The sequence below is a fragment of the uncultured Erythrobacter sp. genome (assembly GCF_947499705.1).
Lineage (GTDB): Bacteria > Pseudomonadota > Alphaproteobacteria > Sphingomonadales > Sphingomonadaceae > Erythrobacter.
The window spans coordinates 2,634,603-2,651,175 of record NZ_CANMPJ010000001.1 but is presented as its reverse complement, the minus strand read 5'-3'; the positions used below and the strand labels follow the sequence as shown (position 1 = coordinate 2,651,175).

The 16,573-nt window shown below is 62.1% G+C and carries 19 protein-coding genes and 1 tRNA gene; 4 read left to right on the top strand and 16 right to left on the bottom strand.

All coding sequences use genetic code 11. The features are described 5' to 3' along the window. The first annotated feature begins 31 nt into the window (after nt 1-31). Nucleotides 32-1,078 carry an isoaspartyl peptidase/L-asparaginase family protein gene (locus Q0837_RS12410; protein ID WP_298469529.1) on the top strand — a complete coding sequence of 349 codons (1,047 nt, stop codon included), beginning with the start codon at nt 32-34 and terminating at the stop codon, nt 1,076-1,078. A 7-nt stretch (nt 1,079-1,085) separates the two neighbouring features. Here the strand turns inward: Q0837_RS12410 and Q0837_RS12405 are convergent, their stop codons facing one another. From Q0837_RS12405 to Q0837_RS12355, 11 genes are all read right to left on the bottom strand, one after another. Beyond that, on the bottom strand, nt 1,086-1,973 hold the full coding sequence (locus tag Q0837_RS12405; protein WP_298469527.1) for a fatty acid desaturase: 888 nt from the start codon (nt 1,971-1,973) through the stop codon (nt 1,086-1,088). After that, the gene (locus tag Q0837_RS12400) at nt 1,970-2,164 is read right to left on the bottom strand and encodes a hypothetical protein (protein ID WP_298469525.1); all 195 of its coding nucleotides are present in this window, start codon (nt 2,162-2,164) and stop codon (nt 1,970-1,972) included. Before Q0837_RS12400 ends, Q0837_RS12405 begins: the two co-directional genes overlap by 4 nt. A 33-nt stretch (nt 2,165-2,197) precedes the next feature. Further along, nucleotides 2,198-3,112, bottom strand: coding sequence for a class A beta-lactamase (gene bla / locus Q0837_RS12395; protein ID WP_298469524.1), 915 nt, complete (start codon nt 3,110-3,112; stop codon nt 2,198-2,200). Further along, nucleotides 3,109-3,573, bottom strand: coding sequence for a GNAT family N-acetyltransferase (locus Q0837_RS12390; RefSeq protein ID WP_298469520.1), 465 nt, complete (start codon nt 3,571-3,573; stop codon nt 3,109-3,111). The genes bla and Q0837_RS12390 overlap by 4 nt, the downstream gene beginning before the upstream one ends. Continuing rightward, complete coding sequence (locus tag Q0837_RS12385) at nt 3,570-4,508, bottom strand: RDD family protein (RefSeq protein WP_298469517.1); 939 nt, start codon at nt 4,506-4,508, stop codon at nt 3,570-3,572. Before Q0837_RS12385 ends, Q0837_RS12390 begins: the two co-directional genes overlap by 4 nt. Next, on the bottom strand, nt 4,505-5,569 hold the full coding sequence (locus tag Q0837_RS12380) for a stage II sporulation protein M (RefSeq protein WP_298469514.1): 1,065 nt from the start codon (nt 5,567-5,569) through the stop codon (nt 4,505-4,507). Before Q0837_RS12380 ends, Q0837_RS12385 begins: the two co-directional genes overlap by 4 nt. Beyond that, entirely contained in the window at nt 5,566-6,912 is a 1,347-nt protein-coding gene (locus Q0837_RS12375; protein WP_298469511.1) for a DUF58 domain-containing protein, read from the bottom strand. Before Q0837_RS12375 ends, Q0837_RS12380 begins: the two co-directional genes overlap by 4 nt. A gap of 4 nt (nt 6,913-6,916) precedes the next feature. Beyond that, nucleotides 6,917-7,879, bottom strand: coding sequence for a MoxR family ATPase (locus Q0837_RS12370; RefSeq protein ID WP_298469508.1), 963 nt, complete (start codon nt 7,877-7,879; stop codon nt 6,917-6,919). Then, the gene (locus tag Q0837_RS12365) at nt 7,876-9,141 is read right to left on the bottom strand and encodes a DUF4350 domain-containing protein (protein ID WP_298469505.1); all 1,266 of its coding nucleotides are present in this window, start codon (nt 9,139-9,141) and stop codon (nt 7,876-7,878) included. Before Q0837_RS12365 ends, Q0837_RS12370 begins: the two co-directional genes overlap by 4 nt. Then, nucleotides 9,138-9,848, bottom strand: a complete 711-nt coding sequence (locus Q0837_RS12360; RefSeq protein ID WP_298469503.1) for a hypothetical protein — start codon at nt 9,846-9,848, stop codon at nt 9,138-9,140. Before Q0837_RS12360 ends, Q0837_RS12365 begins: the two co-directional genes overlap by 4 nt. Nucleotides 9,849-9,920: 72 nt before the next feature. Next, nucleotides 9,921-10,814, bottom strand: coding sequence for a prephenate dehydratase (locus tag Q0837_RS12355; RefSeq protein ID WP_298469501.1), 894 nt, complete (start codon nt 10,812-10,814; stop codon nt 9,921-9,923). A 119-nt stretch (nt 10,815-10,933) separates the two neighbouring features. Between Q0837_RS12355 and Q0837_RS12350 the strand changes: the two genes are divergently transcribed. Then, nucleotides 10,934-11,635, top strand: coding sequence for a cytochrome c family protein (locus Q0837_RS12350; RefSeq protein WP_298469500.1), 702 nt, complete (start codon nt 10,934-10,936; stop codon nt 11,633-11,635). Nucleotides 11,636-11,653: 18 nt separating this feature from the next. On the opposite strand, the gene Q0837_RS12345 is transcribed toward Q0837_RS12350, so the two are convergent. Together Q0837_RS12345 and Q0837_RS12340 are read right to left on the bottom strand one after the other, a co-directional pair. Continuing rightward, nucleotides 11,654-12,319, bottom strand: coding sequence for an RlmE family RNA methyltransferase (locus Q0837_RS12345; protein WP_298469499.1), 666 nt, complete (start codon nt 12,317-12,319; stop codon nt 11,654-11,656). After that, a complete protein-coding gene (locus Q0837_RS12340) occupies nt 12,316-13,605 on the bottom strand; it encodes a Ppx/GppA phosphatase family protein (protein ID WP_298469498.1) in 1,290 nt (429 codons plus the stop codon). The genes Q0837_RS12345 and Q0837_RS12340 overlap by 4 nt, the downstream gene beginning before the upstream one ends. Before the next feature lie 166 nt (nt 13,606-13,771). Between Q0837_RS12340 and Q0837_RS12335 the strand changes: the two genes are divergently transcribed. Continuing rightward, nucleotides 13,772-13,845 (top strand) — tRNA-Gln (locus Q0837_RS12335). A gap of 49 nt (nt 13,846-13,894) precedes the next feature. Then, nucleotides 13,895-14,767, top strand: a complete 873-nt coding sequence (locus Q0837_RS12330) for an LOG family protein (protein ID WP_298469497.1) — start codon at nt 13,895-13,897, stop codon at nt 14,765-14,767. 15 nt (nt 14,768-14,782) lie between these two features. Here the strand turns inward: Q0837_RS12330 and thiD are convergent, their stop codons facing one another. Genes thiD through Q0837_RS12315 form a run of 3 tightly spaced genes read right to left on the bottom strand, consistent with a single transcriptional unit; the run spans nt 14,783 to nt 16,563 of the window. Beyond that, the gene (thiD, locus tag Q0837_RS12325) at nt 14,783-15,586 is read right to left on the bottom strand and encodes a bifunctional hydroxymethylpyrimidine kinase/phosphomethylpyrimidine kinase (RefSeq protein ID WP_298469495.1); all 804 of its coding nucleotides are present in this window, start codon (nt 15,584-15,586) and stop codon (nt 14,783-14,785) included. Next, nucleotides 15,583-16,332 (bottom strand): DUF3592 domain-containing protein, encoded by a 750-nt coding sequence (locus tag Q0837_RS12320; protein WP_298469493.1) that lies wholly within the window; start codon nt 16,330-16,332, stop codon nt 15,583-15,585. The genes thiD and Q0837_RS12320 overlap by 4 nt, the downstream gene beginning before the upstream one ends. A gap of 6 nt (nt 16,333-16,338) precedes the next feature. Then, nucleotides 16,339-16,563, bottom strand: a complete 225-nt coding sequence (locus tag Q0837_RS12315) for a DUF1272 domain-containing protein (protein ID WP_298469492.1) — start codon at nt 16,561-16,563, stop codon at nt 16,339-16,341. Between the last annotated feature and the right edge of the window lie 10 nt (nt 16,564-16,573).

The window sequence follows — 16,573 nt, the reverse complement described above, 5'->3', positions numbered from 1 at the left end:
GGCGCGCCTATTTGCGGTAGGAATTTGTCTCATGAAAAACACTCTTGTGATGGCGCTGCTCGCGCTGGTTTTCGCCACTGTCCCCGCTCACGCGCAGGAGGGCCAGCCGCGATGGTCGATTGCGATCCATGGCGGGGCCGGGACACTCGATCCCGACAAGATGACACCGGAGCGACGCGCCGCGTACGAAGCCGCTCTCCAGAACGCGCTCGATGTTGGGGCCAAGGTCTTAGCCGACGGTGGAACCGCAATGGATGCCGTGAAGGCGGCGATTGTCCCGCTGGAGGACGAGCCGCTGTTCAATGCCGGTCGTGGGTCAGTGTTCACCTGGGAAGGCGAGAACGAGCTCGACGCCTCGGTGATGGATGGCCGCGACCGAAGCGCTGGAGCAGTTACGGGTGTGAAGAGCATCAAGAACCCGATCCTGCTCGCGGACAAGGTTCGGACCGACAGCCCGCACGTGTTCCTGATGGGCGGAGGAGCGGAGCAGTTTGCTGGCGAGCAAGGTCTCGAAACCGCGCCGCCTGAATGGTTCGCGACCGAGCGGCGACGGGAATCGCTTGAGCGGATGAAAGCGCGCAATCTCTCCTCGCTCGATGTGGATCTGAAGTTTGGCACGGTGGGAGCTGTGGCGCTCGATCAGGACGGCAATCTGGCGGCGGGCACGTCGACGGGCGGGATGACAGGCAAACGTTGGGGCCGCATCGGCGATGCGCCCGTGATCGGCGCGGGCACATATGCCGACAACCGCGCCTGTGCAGTCTCGGCAACCGGCTGGGGCGAATATTTCATTCGCGTTGGCGTGGCGCAGGAAATCTGCACCCGGATGCGGCTGCTGCGCGCGACCAATTACCTCAGCCTCGGAACTGCGCCCGTTTCGCCCGAAGAGCAGCGCTCAACGGCGCAACTGGCGGCCGATGCAGTGATGGGCGAGGTCAAGGAGCTTGGCGGCGATGGCGGGATCATCCTCGTCACGCCGGAAGGCCACGCGATCTACAGCTTCAACACCAGCGGCATGTATCGCGGCCGGGCGAATAGCGAAGGCATGAGCGAAGTGGCGATATTTGGAGGCGAATAAGGCGCCGCTAGTTGTCGCCCAGCCTACATCCGCGCGCCTCAAGGATCGGGCGCATTTCGCGATAGGCCGCCGGGGTGAGATGCAGCGGAATGTAAGGGTGCAGGTGGTGCACGATGTGGAACTGCATGCCCATCGATCCGATATTCCCTACGGTCGATTTCCAGCTGCGCGTGTTCGTATAACGCGTTTGGTGTGTGCCCGGATGATGCGGTGCCCATGACAGGAAGAACACGATGTAGGTTATGGCAATGTGGTAGGGCAGCCACCACAGGAACAGCGCCTCCAGCGCGAAACCATTCCACGCCAGAACAGCAAGCACCGCAATGAAGCCAATCTTATAGGCCAGCGAAACGACGATCAGGTCGAGCCGCCCATTGCGCGCGAGGCTTTCCATGTAGTCGCGGTTGCGCTTCGCATTGGGCTGACGCTGGCGAATGATCCGCGCGAGAGCGTGCCATGGACCGCTCGCCTGCGACGTGATGTCGACGTCCTTTTCGGGATCGTTGGTGTGCCGGTGGTGGTCGAGATGGGTGATCCGCAACACCTGAAACGGCAGCACAATCATCCAGCTCGTCGCATGGCCGACAAGCTCGTTGAGCCAGCGAAGCTTCGTACCGGGACGGGCGATGATATCGTGCTGAGCTTCGTGCGTCGGCAGATAGACCAGCGCCATGTTGATGACGGCAATCGGGAAAGCAGCCCAGAGCGGCAGAATATCGAGCATCACAAGTGGCCACAGGCTGAGCCACGCCGCGAGATTTCCGAACGCCCAGACAACTGCGATCCAGGGCAGTTTTCCGGAATATTTGCGCGCTATCCCGTTTTCGAGCTTGCGCAATTCACCATCGCTCAATTGCGATAGATCGGCGGGCAGGATTGGCGACTGCGCGTTCATATGAACCGCCCCGTGATCTGCGCGAACAGACCCCAACCGCCACCAACAATCAGCGCGAAAGTGAGCGTGGAGAGACCAAGCGGCGCGCTGACGCCAACGGCCTGCATGCCCTGATCGATCACGGGCACAAGAAACGCGAAGGCGAATACCAGCGGCAAGATGCCAGCGATGAATTTGAGTGCCCGTTCCATGATCCCTCCGGCGAAGAAGGTATCAGATCGCGGCTAGAACGGAAATCCGTCATCGACCTCGGCGAAATCGACAATCACATCGCCGATCTTGGCGAGCGTTGCCTCCGCTGCCGCGTCGATAGCGCCATGCGTTTCGCGGGCGCGGAAATAGGTCGCGAATGTCAGCGGCGCGCGATCCGGCGGCTCGACGAAGCCGATATCGACATACAGGCTGCCCATGCCGGGCCAGAACGAGGTGCCCGTCTTGTCACCCGCCCGCCATTCCTCGGGCAGTCCGGCGCGCACCCGGCGCAGGCCCGTGGACGTATCGGCCATCCATTGCCTGAGCGTCGCGCGCTCTGCCTCGGGCAAAACGTCCCCGAACACCAGCCCCGCGACCGTTCGGGCCATGGCAGCAGGCGTTGTCGTGTCGCGGACTTCGGCCAGCGGGACATTGTTGAGCGCGGGCTCGATCCGATCGAGACGGCTGGTCGGGTCGCCGATCTCTCTCCAGAAAGCTGTTAGCGCCGATGGCCCACCCAACTCTTGCAGTAGAATGTTGGCTGCGGTGTTGTCGGAGGTTTCCTGGGTCGCACGAGCGAGTTCGCGGAGGCTCGCGCCTTCCGACAGCTTGGGCCTTGTGAAAGGGGAATAGCTAAGCAGTTGATCTTCGGTCCATGTCACGCGCTTGTCTGCATCAATGGCTCCGCTGGCGTGCCGTGCGAGTACCATGGCCGCGAGCGAGAGTTTGAATGAGGAGCAATGCCCGAACCGGCGATTGCTGTTGATCCCCAGCGTTTCCCCAGTGCCGGTGTCGTAGATCTCGGCGCCGAGAGTGCCATTCCCAGCGGCTTCGATGATCCGGAGCCGTGCGTCCAACCTGCCGAGCACGGTGCGGTCAATCGGCACGCACGCACTCGCGCCGAGTGCCAATGCTCCCCCTAGGAATGCGCGCCGCTCAATGGTCACAGGTGCTTCTCCATACACAGGCTGAACTCGTCAGAGACATAGTCGCCGAAGGCAGGACATTCGGCAAAGCCATGTTTCTCGTAGAGCTGCTGGGCGGGGCGGAATTCCTCCGGCCGTCCTGTTTCCAGACCGACCCAAGTGTATCCTCTTCGCCGCGCCTCTTCCAGCAGGTGTACCAGCAAGGCCTCACCAGCGCCCTTGCCGCGATAATCAGGGGCCGCGCGCATCGACTTAAGTTCGCCGCGATCTTCGCCGAGCGCCTTCAAGGCTCCGACCGCTGCCAAATGATCTCCGTCCCACACTGCGAAGAAGGAGACATCGGGTTCGCGCAGCCGCTCGGCTGGCATGGCGTGGACCTTGTCAGCAGGTGACCATTTATACATTTCATCGAGGTGGAGTTGCAGCAGTCCGAGCACGGCTTCGCCGGTGAGATCGTCCGGCTCAATCCGCCACCTGCTCACGAATGCTTGTCCGCTTTGCGTTTGCCGAAGCGCATGTCGCTTTCGAGCTTGGCGCGCAGTTGGGCGTAGAACGCCTCAAGGAAGGCGCGCTCGTCACCCGCACCGGGGTCCCAGCCAATCTTCCGGCAAATCGTTTCGTGCACCGCGGAAATTGCGTCGGGCTGATCTTCACGCAGGACGCGTTCGAGCGTCTGCAGCTCGCGTTCGCCGTAAATGCTCAGCTCTGCTTCGCCAAAGTCGTAGCGCGCGCCTGTCACCTCGCTGGTGCCCTTGGACGCGCCTTGGGTGGAGAGCGCATCGGCCAGCTTGGTGCGCGGGGCCTCGACCATCCAGGTTCCAGCGATAATATCGCCAGCCCGCAGTCCGTCCTTGTTGAGCAACGGGATAGCGAGGATCACCAACAGCCAAGCCAGACCGGCATAGCCGAAATTGCCCATCTCGCCGCTTGGCGCGACCATTGCGAATACGAGCGGCATGAACAGCTCGATATCGCGCAGCAGATTGCGGGCGATCACGGCTTCAGGGGTGAGCCGACCGCCGTCGCGCGCGGCGACGCGGATGCCGACCGCCCGCTTGCCCAGCGTGGCGCCGCGCGGACCCAGCTCGAAGCCGAGAAAATACCCGTAGCGCGCGAGGAACAGGAACAGGACGAACACGATGAACAGAAACTCGCCCGCTCCGCTGATCGACTGATCGGCGGTGTTGACGATCTGCTCGAACAGGCCTCCCGCGACCCATGCCAGCAGCATGATGACAATGATCATGCCGACATACAGGATCACGAAGTCCAGGATCAGAGCCGCGACCCGTGCGCCGCGCGATGCGACCGTGACTGGCACTGAAATGCCTTCGGGCGTGATCAGCACGCGCTCGCGCTTGTTCGTCTGATGGGTGGCGGGCGCCGAAGGGGCGACGGTCGCGGGAACTGTGCTCATCGCTCATCCCCAACGCGCTGTGGGCGGTACAGGAAGAAATAAGCCATCCAGAAGGCCAGCATCCCCCCGCCGATCAGGAAGCGGCTCTCGACCCCGCCGACAAGCTGCCGAGGGAAGGCTTCCAGCAAGGCCGCGACCACCATCATCAGCACCACGCCGACCATCACCATCGCGCCGCGCCGCCCGCTGATTGCGGCGGCTTCGAGTACGGATCTGTCGCCGGGAAATGCCATCGACCGGCCGATATGCATGCCTGCTGCGCCTGCCAGCAGGATCGCGAGCAGTTCGGTCGTGCCATGCACGCTGAGCCACGCGGCAAATTCCCAGCCAAGGTCCTGTCCTGCGAACAGCCAGAACATCGCACCAAGCACTGCGAGATTGTAAACGAGCAGCAGCAGCGAAGGCACGCCAAACGCGAACCCGAGCGCAAAGGCGAGGATCGCGACCCCCGCATTGTTGCTGAACAATTGCGCGGCAAAGACCGAAAGCCCGCCCGCGCCCTCTTCCGTGCCGAGCGTCTCCAGCAATTGCTCACGCGTGGCGCCCGGTACGCGGGTGTCGGTGAATTGGGCGGGGACGAGGCGGTAATACCAGTCGCGATCTTGCGCGACGAGGATCCATCCGACGATCGAACCGGCAACCATCACGAACAGCGCGACGCACATGTCGAGCCAGATCTCGCGTACCGCGCGGCTCCACCCGCCCATCAGAAACTCGCGTAGCCATCCGAAGAAGCCTTTGCGCGGGCCGTACACCTGGAACCAGGCGCGCTGCACCAGGCTTTCGAGATAGCGCAGTGTCGCCGCATCCAGCGATGTCTCGCGCGCGACTGAGAGGCTAGATGCTGCGGTCCGGTAAAGGGTTGGGAGGGCGAGCAGCTCGGCATCATCGACCCGGCGCAAGCCGCCGCGTTCCATGCGCTTGACGATATCCTCTAGTCGCCGCCAATCACTCTCACGTTCCAAGCGGAAGCGATCCGAGCGCAAGGCCGCGCTTTCGATATCGGCAGGGGCGGCAATCTCACCGCGCCCGAACCAGCCAGAGAGCGTAGGCGCCTTCATCCGATCGCCTCGCTGCCCTTGATGATGAAATAGCGGTCGATCAGCTGGTAGCCGATCTTGTCCCATGGCGCCTCGATCACATCGACACCCATCCGGCGCAGGCGCTGGAGCACGATGCTGCGCTGATGCGCGAGCGTATCGGCGGTGACGCTGCGGGCGAGGGTGGCAATATCGCCGGGCTCTTCGCCAACAAACGTTTCAAGCTCGCTGTCGGCGATCGTGACGAACAGCACGAGGTGCTTGTCGACCAGCCTGCCGATGCTTTCGACCATCATCTCCGCCGCAGTCGGATCGGTGAAGTCGGAGAACAATACGATCAGCGAGCGGCGCTTGAGCTTGGCCGTCAGGGTCGCGAGCGCGAGGGTAAAGTTCGGCTCATTCGCCGTGTAATCGAGACCCGCTGCGGCGCTTTGCAAGCGGTGGAATGCGCGCGCATCGCTAACGAACGGCGTCATCACTTGCGGGCGCTGGCCAAATCCGAACAGCGAAACCTTGTCGCCGCCTTTCAACGCGACATAGCCGCAAGTGAGAGCAGCGGAGACCGCGCGGTCGATGCGCGGCATCCCGTCGACCGGCTCGCACATGGCTTGCCCGCAATCGAAGGCGAAGACGATCTGGTTGTTGCGCTCGCTTTCGTTTTCGCGGGCGTAGAGGTGATTGTGCCGCGCGCTCGCTTTCCAGTCGATCCGGCGGCGATCCATGCCGGCTTCGTACTCCGAAAGCGCTTCGAACTGTGTGCCTTCGCCGCGAATGCGCCGCGCTATTAGACCCGTCTGAGCATCGCGCAGGAATGTCTGCAATTCGCGGCTGCGCACAGGTGAAAGGTCCGGCCATATCCGCACTTCGTCGGTGAGGCTTCCCGATATCTGGCGCGAGCCAAGGCCAAGCGGACCGGTCCACCGCAGCCATGCCCGCGTCACCTTGGCGGTCCCCCGCCGCGTCGGATGCGCGATATGGCTTCCGCGCACGTGCTCTTCGAATTCGACCGGGTTCAGGCGGAACCGCGCGACGCCTTTGTCGCCGAGACGCGGGTCGAACTCCAATGCGCCTTCCACCTTGGAGATTGAGCCGGAGGGCAGTTTCGCCTGCATCGACAATTCGGTCGGTTGGCCCACTTCGGTGTCGGCGGGCACGAAAATACGCCAGTCGCTCCGCTTTCCTGCCAGCATTCCATCGAGCACCACGAGCGCGAGCAAGGCCAAGGCGGCAATCGGCGCGATGATCCACAGGCCCGGAACCACCGCCGCGATCACGACCGCGATCGGCGCAAAGCCAGCGGCCAGCCAAGCGGTCAGCTCGGTCGGCACGATTGGCAGGGACCAGGAGATCTCGCGCAGCTTCATTGCTTTAACGCGGCGCCTCGGTGGTCTCGATCAGTTCGGCGACGAGCGCTTCGATATCGCGGCCTTCGATTTCGGCCGCGGGGCTAAGCGTCAGACGGTGGCGCAGCACAGGGACGGCGAGCGCTTTCACATCGTCGGGGATCGCATAGGCGCGTCCGTTTAGCGCGGCACGGGCGCGGGCGGCATTGGCCAGCATCACTGCGGCGCGCGGGCTGGCGCCGACCGCGAGTTCGGCATGGTCACGAGTCGCGCGCACCAACCGGACGACATAGTGTGTGATCTCTTCGGCAACCGTCACTTGGTCTAGCGCGGCGCTCGCTTCGGTGAGTTTCGCCGCATCGGCCACAGCCGTCACGCCCAGATCGGCAGGCCGGGTCGGACCCTGACGTTTGCCGTAATCGGTGACGATCCGGGTTTCCTCCGCTTCGTCGGGATAGGGCACCAGCAGCTTGAACAGGAAGCGGTCGAGCTGCGCTTCGGGCAGAGGATAGACGCCCTGGTTCTCAATCGGGTTCTGGGTTGCGACGACCATGAAACGGGACGGGAGTTCGTGGGTCTCGCCGTCGAGAGTAACGCGCCGTTCCTGCATCGCTTCCAGCAAGGCAGCCTGCGTTTTCGGCGGCGTGCGGTTGATCTCGTCCGCCAGCAGCAGCTCGCAGAAGATCGGGCCGCGTGTCAGCGTGAACTGGCTGGTCTGGAAGTTGAACAGGTTCGAACCAAGGATATCGCCCGGCAGCAGGTCCGGCGTGAACTGAATGCGTCCGAAATCCAGCCCCAGCGCGGTTGCGAAGCTGTTGGCGAGGAATGTCTTGGCGGTGCCTGGAGGTCCTTCGAGCAGCACGTGCCCTTCGCTGACCATGGCCACCAGCAATTGCTCGACCATGTCGTCCTGGCCAACGATAGCTTTGGCGACTTCGGCGCGGATCGCATCGGCCAGCGCGCGCAATTCTTCGAGGGTCATGCTCATTTGCTCAACTTCCCTTCAAGCTCCTTGAGCGCCTGTGCGGCGCGCAGAATTTCGGATGGTTTCTTGGCGTCACGCAGGCGGGCCGCGCGGCGTGAAAAGGGTTCTTCCTGTGGCAATCGCACCGCAAGGGCAGCGTCGATGCTCTCCGGGTCATGCTTGGTCAGGCCAAGCGCATCGGCCAACCGGCGCGCCGAGAGATCGGCATAGGGCTCGGCCAGCAACCGCAGCCGCCCGGCGCGCATGATCAAGCCTGCGCCATTGGTGACCAGACGTGATTTGCCGAATGCAATCGCAGGACCATTCGCCACCGCAGGCCCGAAACGCTGGAAAGAGCGCCAACCGACGATCAGCATGGCTACAATCAGGCATAGCGTTGCAGCCAGGAATGGCGGCCTGAATGCAAGCGTCAGCAGGTTCACCGAAGCGCCGAGGCCATTGAGCGTGAGGTCGAATGTGACCGGGTAATCCGAGCCATAGCCGGCCTCTTCAACGAGCCTTAGCGCCATCGCTGCCCGTTCACCGTCAGACAAGCCGTAGTTGTTCATCAGGTCCGGCTCGATCACATAGGTGACCGGCTCCGTATCGCTTGCCCCACCAAACATGTCGACATTGTTGAACTGTACAACCAGCGGTCTGCCAGAACCGTCCATCAGCAAAGCCGTTTGGCCGGATTTCCGTGACGCTCCAACAACGCTGCTATCGGGCAACACGCCTTGCGCCTGCAATCCAGCCCATGTCGGTGTTTCGTCGGTGGCGACTTCGGTTTCAATCGCAAAGGGTTCGTCCAGGTCGGCCATCCAATCCGGCGCAAAGGCGTCCCCCAACTGGACCCAGCCATCCTTTACCTTTCTGCGCACTTCTTCCGGCGTCCCTGCGGGGAAGCCGAATGCCATCCACTTTGGCAGGATGACGAGCGTCGGACCGGTATAGGCACGGTCGCGCAGGATCTTGGTCATCTCCTCTGCATCGGCAAAGGATGGAGGCGTCAGGATTAGCAGGTCGGGCGTATCCATGCCGCTGGCCTCACGCGACCGATTGACCTCATATCCCTCGGCCTCGAGCATCCGAACCAAAGCCGAATAGCCGTTAAGCCCGTTGGCAGCCGCGTGGGCGGCTCCGTTATTGTCCTTGCCGCCGGTGTCCCCGGTGCTGAGGAAATACAGCATGGCGATGAAGGCGGTGAAGCCGATCACGACCATGCCAAGCACTGCGCCGCGTCCGAACGGCCCGCCGCCGCGCCGCTGATCCGTTATCGCGTTCATGCCTGCGTCCCCAAGGCGCGGCTTTCGCCAATTTTAGCCAGCGCAAACTCGGCATAGGCCGATCGCGCCGCTTCCCAATCGGTGCGATCGAGTGAGCGCAGCGCAAACAGGCTGCGTTCAACCCGCTCCGAAATGATCCGGAATGCTCCGCGTGCGGCATCGGACAAGGCCGGCAGTGCGGCGAGTTCGCGCGCGGTGCTGGAAGGTTCGACCCAATCAGGCCGCGCCGCCGCGATGTGTGTCACACTGCGTTTGAGCAGCAGATGGGTCGCCTCATCAAAGCGTCCTTCGGCGGCGAGTTTGTCAGCATCTTCCAACAAAGCGATACTTTCTTCCTGATCCGGAGCCCAGCCTTCGTCTTCGCCCTCTGCGGCATTGGAAGCATTTCGGCCGAACCAGCCCGGATCGACGAGGCGATAGATCAGGTAGGCCACGAACAGCACAAGCAGGCCGAGCAGGATCCATTGCAGCACCGGCCATGAGCTGCCCAGAGCTCGCCCGACCGGCGCGAGCAGGTCTGCAAGGAATTCGAGAACGCTCTGAATCATCTTTTCGAACCAGTTCGGCTCGCGCGGTGGTTGCTGCGGGATATCTACCCGCTCGAACTGGATGTCGGGGTCGCTGCGCACATCTTCCCACCCCTCCGGTGCGGAGGACCCTGAGAAGGCATTGGATTGTGCCGAGGAAGATTGCATCACGGTGGTCATGCATCTGAAGTGGTGGCACGGCTCACCGCAGGGTGCAACACCCCAAGCCAAGCGAAACGAGGTTGTTGTCGATTATCCGCGCGGACGTGCTTGTTCGTACGTGCCGAGCAGGCGCAATTCCTTGGAATGAAACGCGCATTCTTCCAGCGCGCGGTCGACTGCCGGATCACCCGGCATGCCGATGATGTCGGCATAGAACATCGTTGCGGAAAAGCTGGTGCCCTGCTGGTAGCTTTCGAGCTTGGTCATGTTGACGCCATTGGTCGCGAAACAGCCAAGCACCTTGTAGAGCGCCGCCGGAATATTCTTCACCTCGAAGATGAAAGTGGTGATCGCGTCCTTGCCTTGGAGCGTCTCCGGAGCGACCGGCGCGTCGGCCAAAACGACGAACCGCGTCATATTGTCTTCGCTGTCCTCGACATGCGTTTCCGCGATCTCAAGGCCATAGAGTTCAGCGGCAATGGCAGGCGCAATTGCCGCCAGCTTGGGATCGCAGCGCTCTGCCACGAACGCCGCCGCGCCCGCTGTGTCGGCATAGCTCAACGGTACGATGCCGCGCTCCCGCAAGAAGAATCGCGATTGTCCCAGCGCTTGCGGATGGCTGTAGGCGGCTTCATAGGGGCCTTTGCCGAGACCCATCAGCGCATGATGGATCGGCAGGAAATACTCGCCGACAATCGCAAGCCCGCTTTCCGGCAACAGAAAGTGGATGTCGGCAACGCGCCCATGCTGCGAATTTTCGATCGGAATGATCGCCTGACCAGCGCGCCCGTCCTTGACCGCTTCAAGCGCATCTTCGAAGCTGAAACACGGCAATGGCAAGGCATCGGGCCGCGCTTCCGTAGCGGCGCGGTGCGAATTGGCCCCCGGCGAACCCTGAAACGCAATTGCCTTTGATGGATCGACCGATGCGGCTGTGCGCAACTTGTCGACAATCTCGAGAGCAGGACCGGGAAAGCTACGCATGATTACGCGCTTGCTATAGCGGCATCGACCGGGCGGCAACCCTACTTGCAAGCTGTGCAAGAAATGATGTTGTGATCGCCCTTGCCACCACGTGGAGGCGGCATTATTGGGGCGCCGGGATGACACAAGAAAACTCTTCGGAAACGACGCCGGAAGCCGAGACGGGCGGTGGCGATCTGTTCAACACGGCAGCGGGCTGGGTTCTGTTCGCGGCTGGCCTTGGCCTTGGCCTTTCGATCCTGTCGGGGAAATATTTCCACGGCGACAATCCCGAGCGCCCCGAGCAGCTCGGATATGTGATCGAAGGCGTGGTCGATGAAAGCGCCGGTCCGGCCGAGATTGGTATGGTCGAAGCGCTCAACATGATGGCACCGGCTGAACTGATTGCCAAAGGCGAAAAGGTCTACGCAAAGTGCTCGTCATGCCACACGGTTGAAGCAGGCGGCGCCAACGGCGTTGGTCCGAATCTGCACGGCATCATGGGAGCTTCCCTCGCTGCCAAGCCGGGTTTCGACTACAGCTCTGCGCTCGCTGACAAAGGCGGCGTGTGGGACTGGGAAACCATGAGCGAATGGCTCAAGAGCCCGCGCGCTTTCGCCGATGGAACCAAGATGAGCTTTGCTGGCCTGTCGAAGATCGAGGATCGCGCCGCTGTTGCGCTTTACATGAATTCGCTGGGTTCAAACCTCGAAATCCCGGCATATGTCGAGGAAGCAGCCGCCGAAGCAACGCCTGAGGATGGCGAAGCTGGTGAAGTTGCCGAGGCCGAAGCCGAACAAAATGCTGGCGAAGAAATCGCCGAAGCAGCAGGCGAAGAGTAAGCTTGCTCAACCGGGCGCTTAGCCGCGCCCCTTGAAACCCTGAGCCACGACATACCACTCGGATGAGCCCTTGCGGCTCGCCGGTGGTTTGGCGTGTTTGACGCTGGTGAAATGCTGCTTGAGCAGAGTGAGCAGCTCCGTGTCGGTGCCTCCCGCCAGCACTTTGGCGACAAACGCGCCGCCCTTTTCCAGTGTTTCGGTGGCGAACCACGCGCCTGCTTCTACCAGTGCCATTGTGCGCAAATGGTCGGTCTGCTTGTGCCCTACAGTGTTGGCGGCCATGTCCGACAAAACCAGATCAGGCGGTCCTCCCAGGGCTTCCTCAAGCGCAGCCGGTGCAGCATCGTCCATGAAATCCATTTCGAAGATGGTGACGCCCTCGATCGGTTCGGTCGGGAGCAAGTCGATACCGACGACGTTGGCCTTGGGCGCCTTGGCCCGCACAACTTGCGCCCAGCCGCCCGGAGCGATGCCGAGATCGACCACGCGTTTGGAGCCTCGGATCAGGCCGAACCGATCATCCAGCTCGATCAGCTTGTAGGCCGCACGGCTGCGGTAGCCATCGGCCTTCGCCTGCTTCACATATGGATCGTTGAGCTGGCGTTCGAGCCAGCGGACCTGCGATGCCGTGCGCTTCTTTGCGGTTTTCACCCGGCGATCAGGGTTGCGCCCGGAGCGGCTCATGATTCGGTGTTGCCTGTGCGCGTCTCTTGCAGTGCTCGCAGCGCTCGCTCGCTCTGACGTTCATTGGCCATCAGACTGCGCAAAATGCCTTCGCGAATGCCGCGATCGGCGACGCCGAGCCGCGAGGCTGGCCATAGGTCGAGGATCGATTCGAGGATCGCACAGCCCGCCACAACCAGATCGGCGCGGTCATGTCCGATGCAGGGCAGCTCGCTGCGCTCGGCGGGCGACATGCGCGATAGATCGGTGCTGATTGTGCGCATCGACGTCGAAGGGACGATCAATCCATCGACGGCCTTGCGGTCATAATGCGGCAATTCGAGATGCAGGCTGGCGAGGGTGGTTACTGTGCCGCTGGTGCCCAGAAGGCGAATATCGTCATGCGTGGCGGCATCAGCGATACGCTTTGCAAAGGGAGCAAAGCTGTCCGACACCACCCTGCGCATTTCGGCATAGCGTGCTAGCCGTGCCTCTTCGGTGTTTTCTCCGCGTCCCACAGTGTCAGTCAGCGAAACCACACCCCATGGCACGCTCTGCCAGTCGAGGATGCGCGGCACTCTGCGCGCTTCGGGGCCACTCGGTTCGAGCAGGACCAACTCCGTCGACCCACCGCCAATGTCGAAGATGACCGCGGGGCCTTCACCCTGTTCGAGCAGGATGTGACAGCCGAGCACAGCGAGCCGCGCTTCTTCTTCGGCGCTGATGATGTCGAGCACGATGCCGGTTTCGCGGTGCACCCGTTCGATAAAGGCTGGCCCGTTGGCTGCCCGGCGGCAGGCTTCGGTCGCAACCGAGCGCGCCAGACGCACCTTGCGGCGGCGCAATTTGTCGGCGCAGACTGACAGCGCGCCCAGTGCCCGGTCCATCGCCTGGTCCGAAAGCCGTCCGCTGGTGGCGAGATCCTCACCCAGTTTCACCACGCGGCTGAACGCATCGATGACGGTGAAGTCCTTGCCTGAAGGACGCGCGATGAGCAGGCGGCAATTGTTGGTGCCGAGGTCCAGCGCGGCATAGGCTTCACCCGGACGAGCATGCCGCGCCGGGCCTTGCTGCGGACGCGCATGTCCATTCGCTGCGCTTTGAGGGCGCGCGGAATCGCAGTGCTGTGTGGATGCATTCCCGCGTTTGCGGCCTGCGCCGCCACGACGCTCCCGATCTTTGCGGGCGCGCGGGGAATTTCCGGGCTGGGAGGGACGTTTGTAGCGAAAATCGGCTACCTTGCCGGACTTACGGCCCCTTTTCTTGCCAGCACTCCTGTTTTCGTCCGGCGGAAGCGTGTCCGCCATACTCACTCTTTCTTTCCTCTCGCACACATATGATGCGAGGACCTGACATGAAAACTAACCGAACCGGCGCGTGAGAGCAAGCGAGCGAGCGCACTTGACCTTGCGCCGCTCCAAAACTAGATGCGCGGCTCGCTTCGCAGGGCAGCGCAAATGGCCCGCCCGCTGATGCCCCGTCGTCTAATGGTAAGACTACGGACTCTGACTCCGTCAATTGAGGTTCGAATCCTCACGGGGCATCCAAACCATCTCGCGTCTTGCTCGCTTCATCCGGCCCGCCTAAGTGCCGGTCATGACAGATAAAGATCTAACCGACCGCAAGTTCTATCGCGCAGGCGAAGAGAGCCGTTTCGCCGAAGAAAGCCCGGAGCGCACGCCGCAAACCGAGCATCCCGCCTACAAGCTGGCATTCCGCGACCATGATTTCATGCTGCGCGACGAGCTGCGTCCGGTGCGTTTTCAGCTTGAGTTGCTTAAGCCGGAAATGTTGCTCGATGAAGCTCGCGTCGGCTCGACTATGGTGATGTATGGTTCGGCGCGCATTCCTTCGCCGGAGCAGGCGCAGACCAAGATCGATGCGGCCAAAGACGGTGACGAGTGGGACCAGAAGGTCGCGCAGCGGCTTGCCGACAAAGCAAAATATTACGACGAGGCGCACAGGCTCGCGAAGATGGTTTCCGAAAAGGCGATCATCGAAGATGGCAAGCGGCAGTTCGTTGTCTGCTCTGGTGGTGGCCCCTCGATCATGGAGGCCGCCAATCGCGGCGCGAGCGACGCAGGCAGTGAATCGATCGGTCTTAACATCATCCTGCCGCACGAGCAGGCGCCCAACTCTTATGTGACGCCCTATCTGTCACTCAACTTTCACTACTTTGCGCTGCGCAAGATGCACTTCCTGCTGCGGGCAAGGGCGGTAGCGGTATTCCCCGGCGGTTTCGGGACATTCGATGAGTTCTTCGAGCTGCTGACGCTGATCCAGACCGGCAAGATGAAACCGATCCCGATCCTGTTGTTCGGCAAGGATTTCTGGACTCGCGTCGTCGATTTCGAAGCGATTGCCGAAGAAGGCACGATCTCGAAAAAGGATCTCGACCTGTTTCACTGGTGTGAGACAGCTGATGAAGCATGGGCGCATATCGCCGAGTTTTATGAGCTGGATGGCTGAGCGGACCCTCGGGTCCTATTTCAGACTTCTGACTGCCTGATGGCCAAGCGGCCCGTTGCCAGCGCCAAAACCCGGCGCGGCTTCGATGGCCGAGACCACAAAGCGGCGACCCAACCGCACGGCATGCTCAAGCGGTTGGCCGTGTCCAATCAGCGTGGCGATGGCCGATGACAGCGTGCAGCCTGTGCCGTGGGTGTGCGGCGTGTCGATCCGTGCATGGTCGAATGAGACCGCGCGGCTTGCAGGGCCGACCAATACGTCGAAGATTCGCTTGTCTTGCGTGTGTCCGCCCTTGGCGAGAACGTGGCAATCGAACTTGTCTGCCAGCGTCATCGCCGCTTCGCCCATGGCCTCGGCTGTGCGCGGCTGGGTGTCGGTCAACAGTTCAAGCTCGGGCAGGTTGGGCGTGAGCAAGGTCGCGAGGGGGAACAGCTGATCGCGCATGGCCGCAATCGCGGTCTGGTCGATCAGAGCCGCGCCGGAGGTTGCGATCATCACCGGGTCGAGCACGATTGGCGCATCGACATCGGCCAGAGCCTTGGCCGTGTGCGCGATGATATCGGCATCGTGCAGCATCCCGATCTTGATCGCGTCGACGCCGATATCGTCGATGCAGGAGCGGATCTGGGTTGCGACAAATTCGCCCGACAGCGGGGTGATGGCTTGCACGCCGATGCTGTTCTGCGCGGTTGCGGCGGTGATCGCTGTCATCGCATAGCCGCCAAGCATCGAGATGGTCTTGATATCGGCCTGAATCCCCGCGCCGCCGGAGGAGTCCGAACCGGCGATCGACAGGATACGGGGCAGCGGCTTGCTCACATCCGCTCCATGATTTCGGTCTTCTTGGCGTCGTATTCGCTCTGTTCGATCAGGCCTTCGTCGAGCATCGTTTTGAGTGAGCGGAGGGTTTCGAGGCCCTCGTCTTGGTCTGCATGGGCAGCGTCAGCCGCGATCGAATGCTGTGCGATCTCGTCGAAACGCAGGATCACTTTGCTGGGCTTGCTGGGATCAAGCAGGACGGGAACAGTGCGGCCCGGTTGCAGATAGGGAATGAAGATCTCCGGGGTCGTTCGGCGCATGGTCGTTTCGAATGGGGGCCGACCGTCGGGTTCAACCTTCAGTGTGATTCTGAGCACAGGCATGCGGTTCACGACCATATTGGTCTGCTGGACCGACTGGATTGTCGCGCTCGCCGGAATGCCTTCGCGGCTGAGGCGCTGCTCGTTCCGGGCCGAGCGGTATCGAAACAGAGTTACGATTGGCCAGACAATCAGCATCCAGAGCACGACATAGGCGATGGCGGCCCAGAAGATGATCTGTGACGTGTCGGCAGGGGTGCGGCCGGTTTCACTCTCGCAGAAGTACGCGACGCTCTCGCCCGATTTCCCGGGGCTAGACCAGCGGGTCGTTTCGTAGACCATCGTCTCACCCGCTTCGCATACGAGCGGCCCCAATTGCACACCAATCGAGGGGATCGCCGACAGCGCCACCAGCCCGACCGAGCACACCATCAGAAACAGCGTGAGCGGGAGCGATTGCAGCGCGATCCGGGGCAGGCTGGGCATTGTCTCCTAGCCTGCGAACTTACGCGCGGTAGAAGGCGGGAACTTTTCGTGAAGAGCCTTGGCGCGGGTGGGACGATCCATCAGCTCACCCCCGCAATTGGGGCAGGCATCGTCGAGCTCTTCGGCACACGGCGCGCAGAATGTGCATTCGAAGCTGCAAATAAATGCGCCGGGGGCTTCGGCGGGCAAATCGGTGCCGCAGCGTTCGCAATCGGGGCGCATTTCAAGCATGTCTGTGCCT

What these genes read in the sequence shown, in the direction of transcription:
- Q0837_RS12345 (WP_298469499.1), bottom strand. Translation starts at nt 12,319, where the DNA reads ATGAGCCGCTCCGGGCGCAACCCTGATCGCCGGGTGAAAACCGCAAAG.
- Q0837_RS12320 (WP_298469493.1), bottom strand. Translation starts at nt 16,332, where the DNA reads ATGCCCAGCCTGCCCCGGATCGCGCTGCAATCGCTCCCGCTCACGCTG.
- Q0837_RS12350 (WP_298469500.1), top strand. Translation starts at nt 10,934, where the DNA reads ATGACACAAGAAAACTCTTCGGAAACGACGCCGGAAGCCGAGACGGGC.
- Q0837_RS12400 (WP_298469525.1), bottom strand. Translation starts at nt 2,164, where the DNA reads ATGGAACGGGCACTCAAATTCATCGCTGGCATCTTGCCGCTGGTATTC.
- Q0837_RS12360 (WP_298469503.1), bottom strand. Translation starts at nt 9,848, where the DNA reads ATGACCACCGTGATGCAATCTTCCTCGGCACAATCCAATGCCTTCTCA.
- Q0837_RS12355 (WP_298469501.1), bottom strand. Translation starts at nt 10,814, where the DNA reads ATGCGTAGCTTTCCCGGTCCTGCTCTCGAGATTGTCGACAAGTTGCGC.
- Q0837_RS12375 (WP_298469511.1), bottom strand. Translation starts at nt 6,912, where the DNA reads ATGAAGCTGCGCGAGATCTCCTGGTCCCTGCCAATCGTGCCGACCGAG.
- Q0837_RS12410 (WP_298469529.1), top strand. Translation starts at nt 32, where the DNA reads ATGAAAAACACTCTTGTGATGGCGCTGCTCGCGCTGGTTTTCGCCACT.
- Q0837_RS12385 (WP_298469517.1), bottom strand. Translation starts at nt 4,508, where the DNA reads ATGAGCACAGTTCCCGCGACCGTCGCCCCTTCGGCGCCCGCCACCCAT.
- Q0837_RS12370 (WP_298469508.1), bottom strand. Translation starts at nt 7,879, where the DNA reads ATGAGCATGACCCTCGAAGAATTGCGCGCGCTGGCCGATGCGATCCGC.
- Q0837_RS12315 (WP_298469492.1), bottom strand. Translation starts at nt 16,563, where the DNA reads ATGCTTGAAATGCGCCCCGATTGCGAACGCTGCGGCACCGATTTGCCC.
- Q0837_RS12365 (WP_298469505.1), bottom strand. Translation starts at nt 9,141, where the DNA reads ATGAACGCGATAACGGATCAGCGGCGCGGCGGCGGGCCGTTCGGACGC.
- Q0837_RS12340 (WP_298469498.1), bottom strand. Translation starts at nt 13,605, where the DNA reads ATGGCGGACACGCTTCCGCCGGACGAAAACAGGAGTGCTGGCAAGAAA.
- Q0837_RS12380 (WP_298469514.1), bottom strand. Translation starts at nt 5,569, where the DNA reads ATGAAGGCGCCTACGCTCTCTGGCTGGTTCGGGCGCGGTGAGATTGCC.
- Q0837_RS12330 (WP_298469497.1), top strand. Translation starts at nt 13,895, where the DNA reads ATGACAGATAAAGATCTAACCGACCGCAAGTTCTATCGCGCAGGCGAA.
- Q0837_RS12405 (WP_298469527.1), bottom strand. Translation starts at nt 1,973, where the DNA reads ATGAACGCGCAGTCGCCAATCCTGCCCGCCGATCTATCGCAATTGAGC.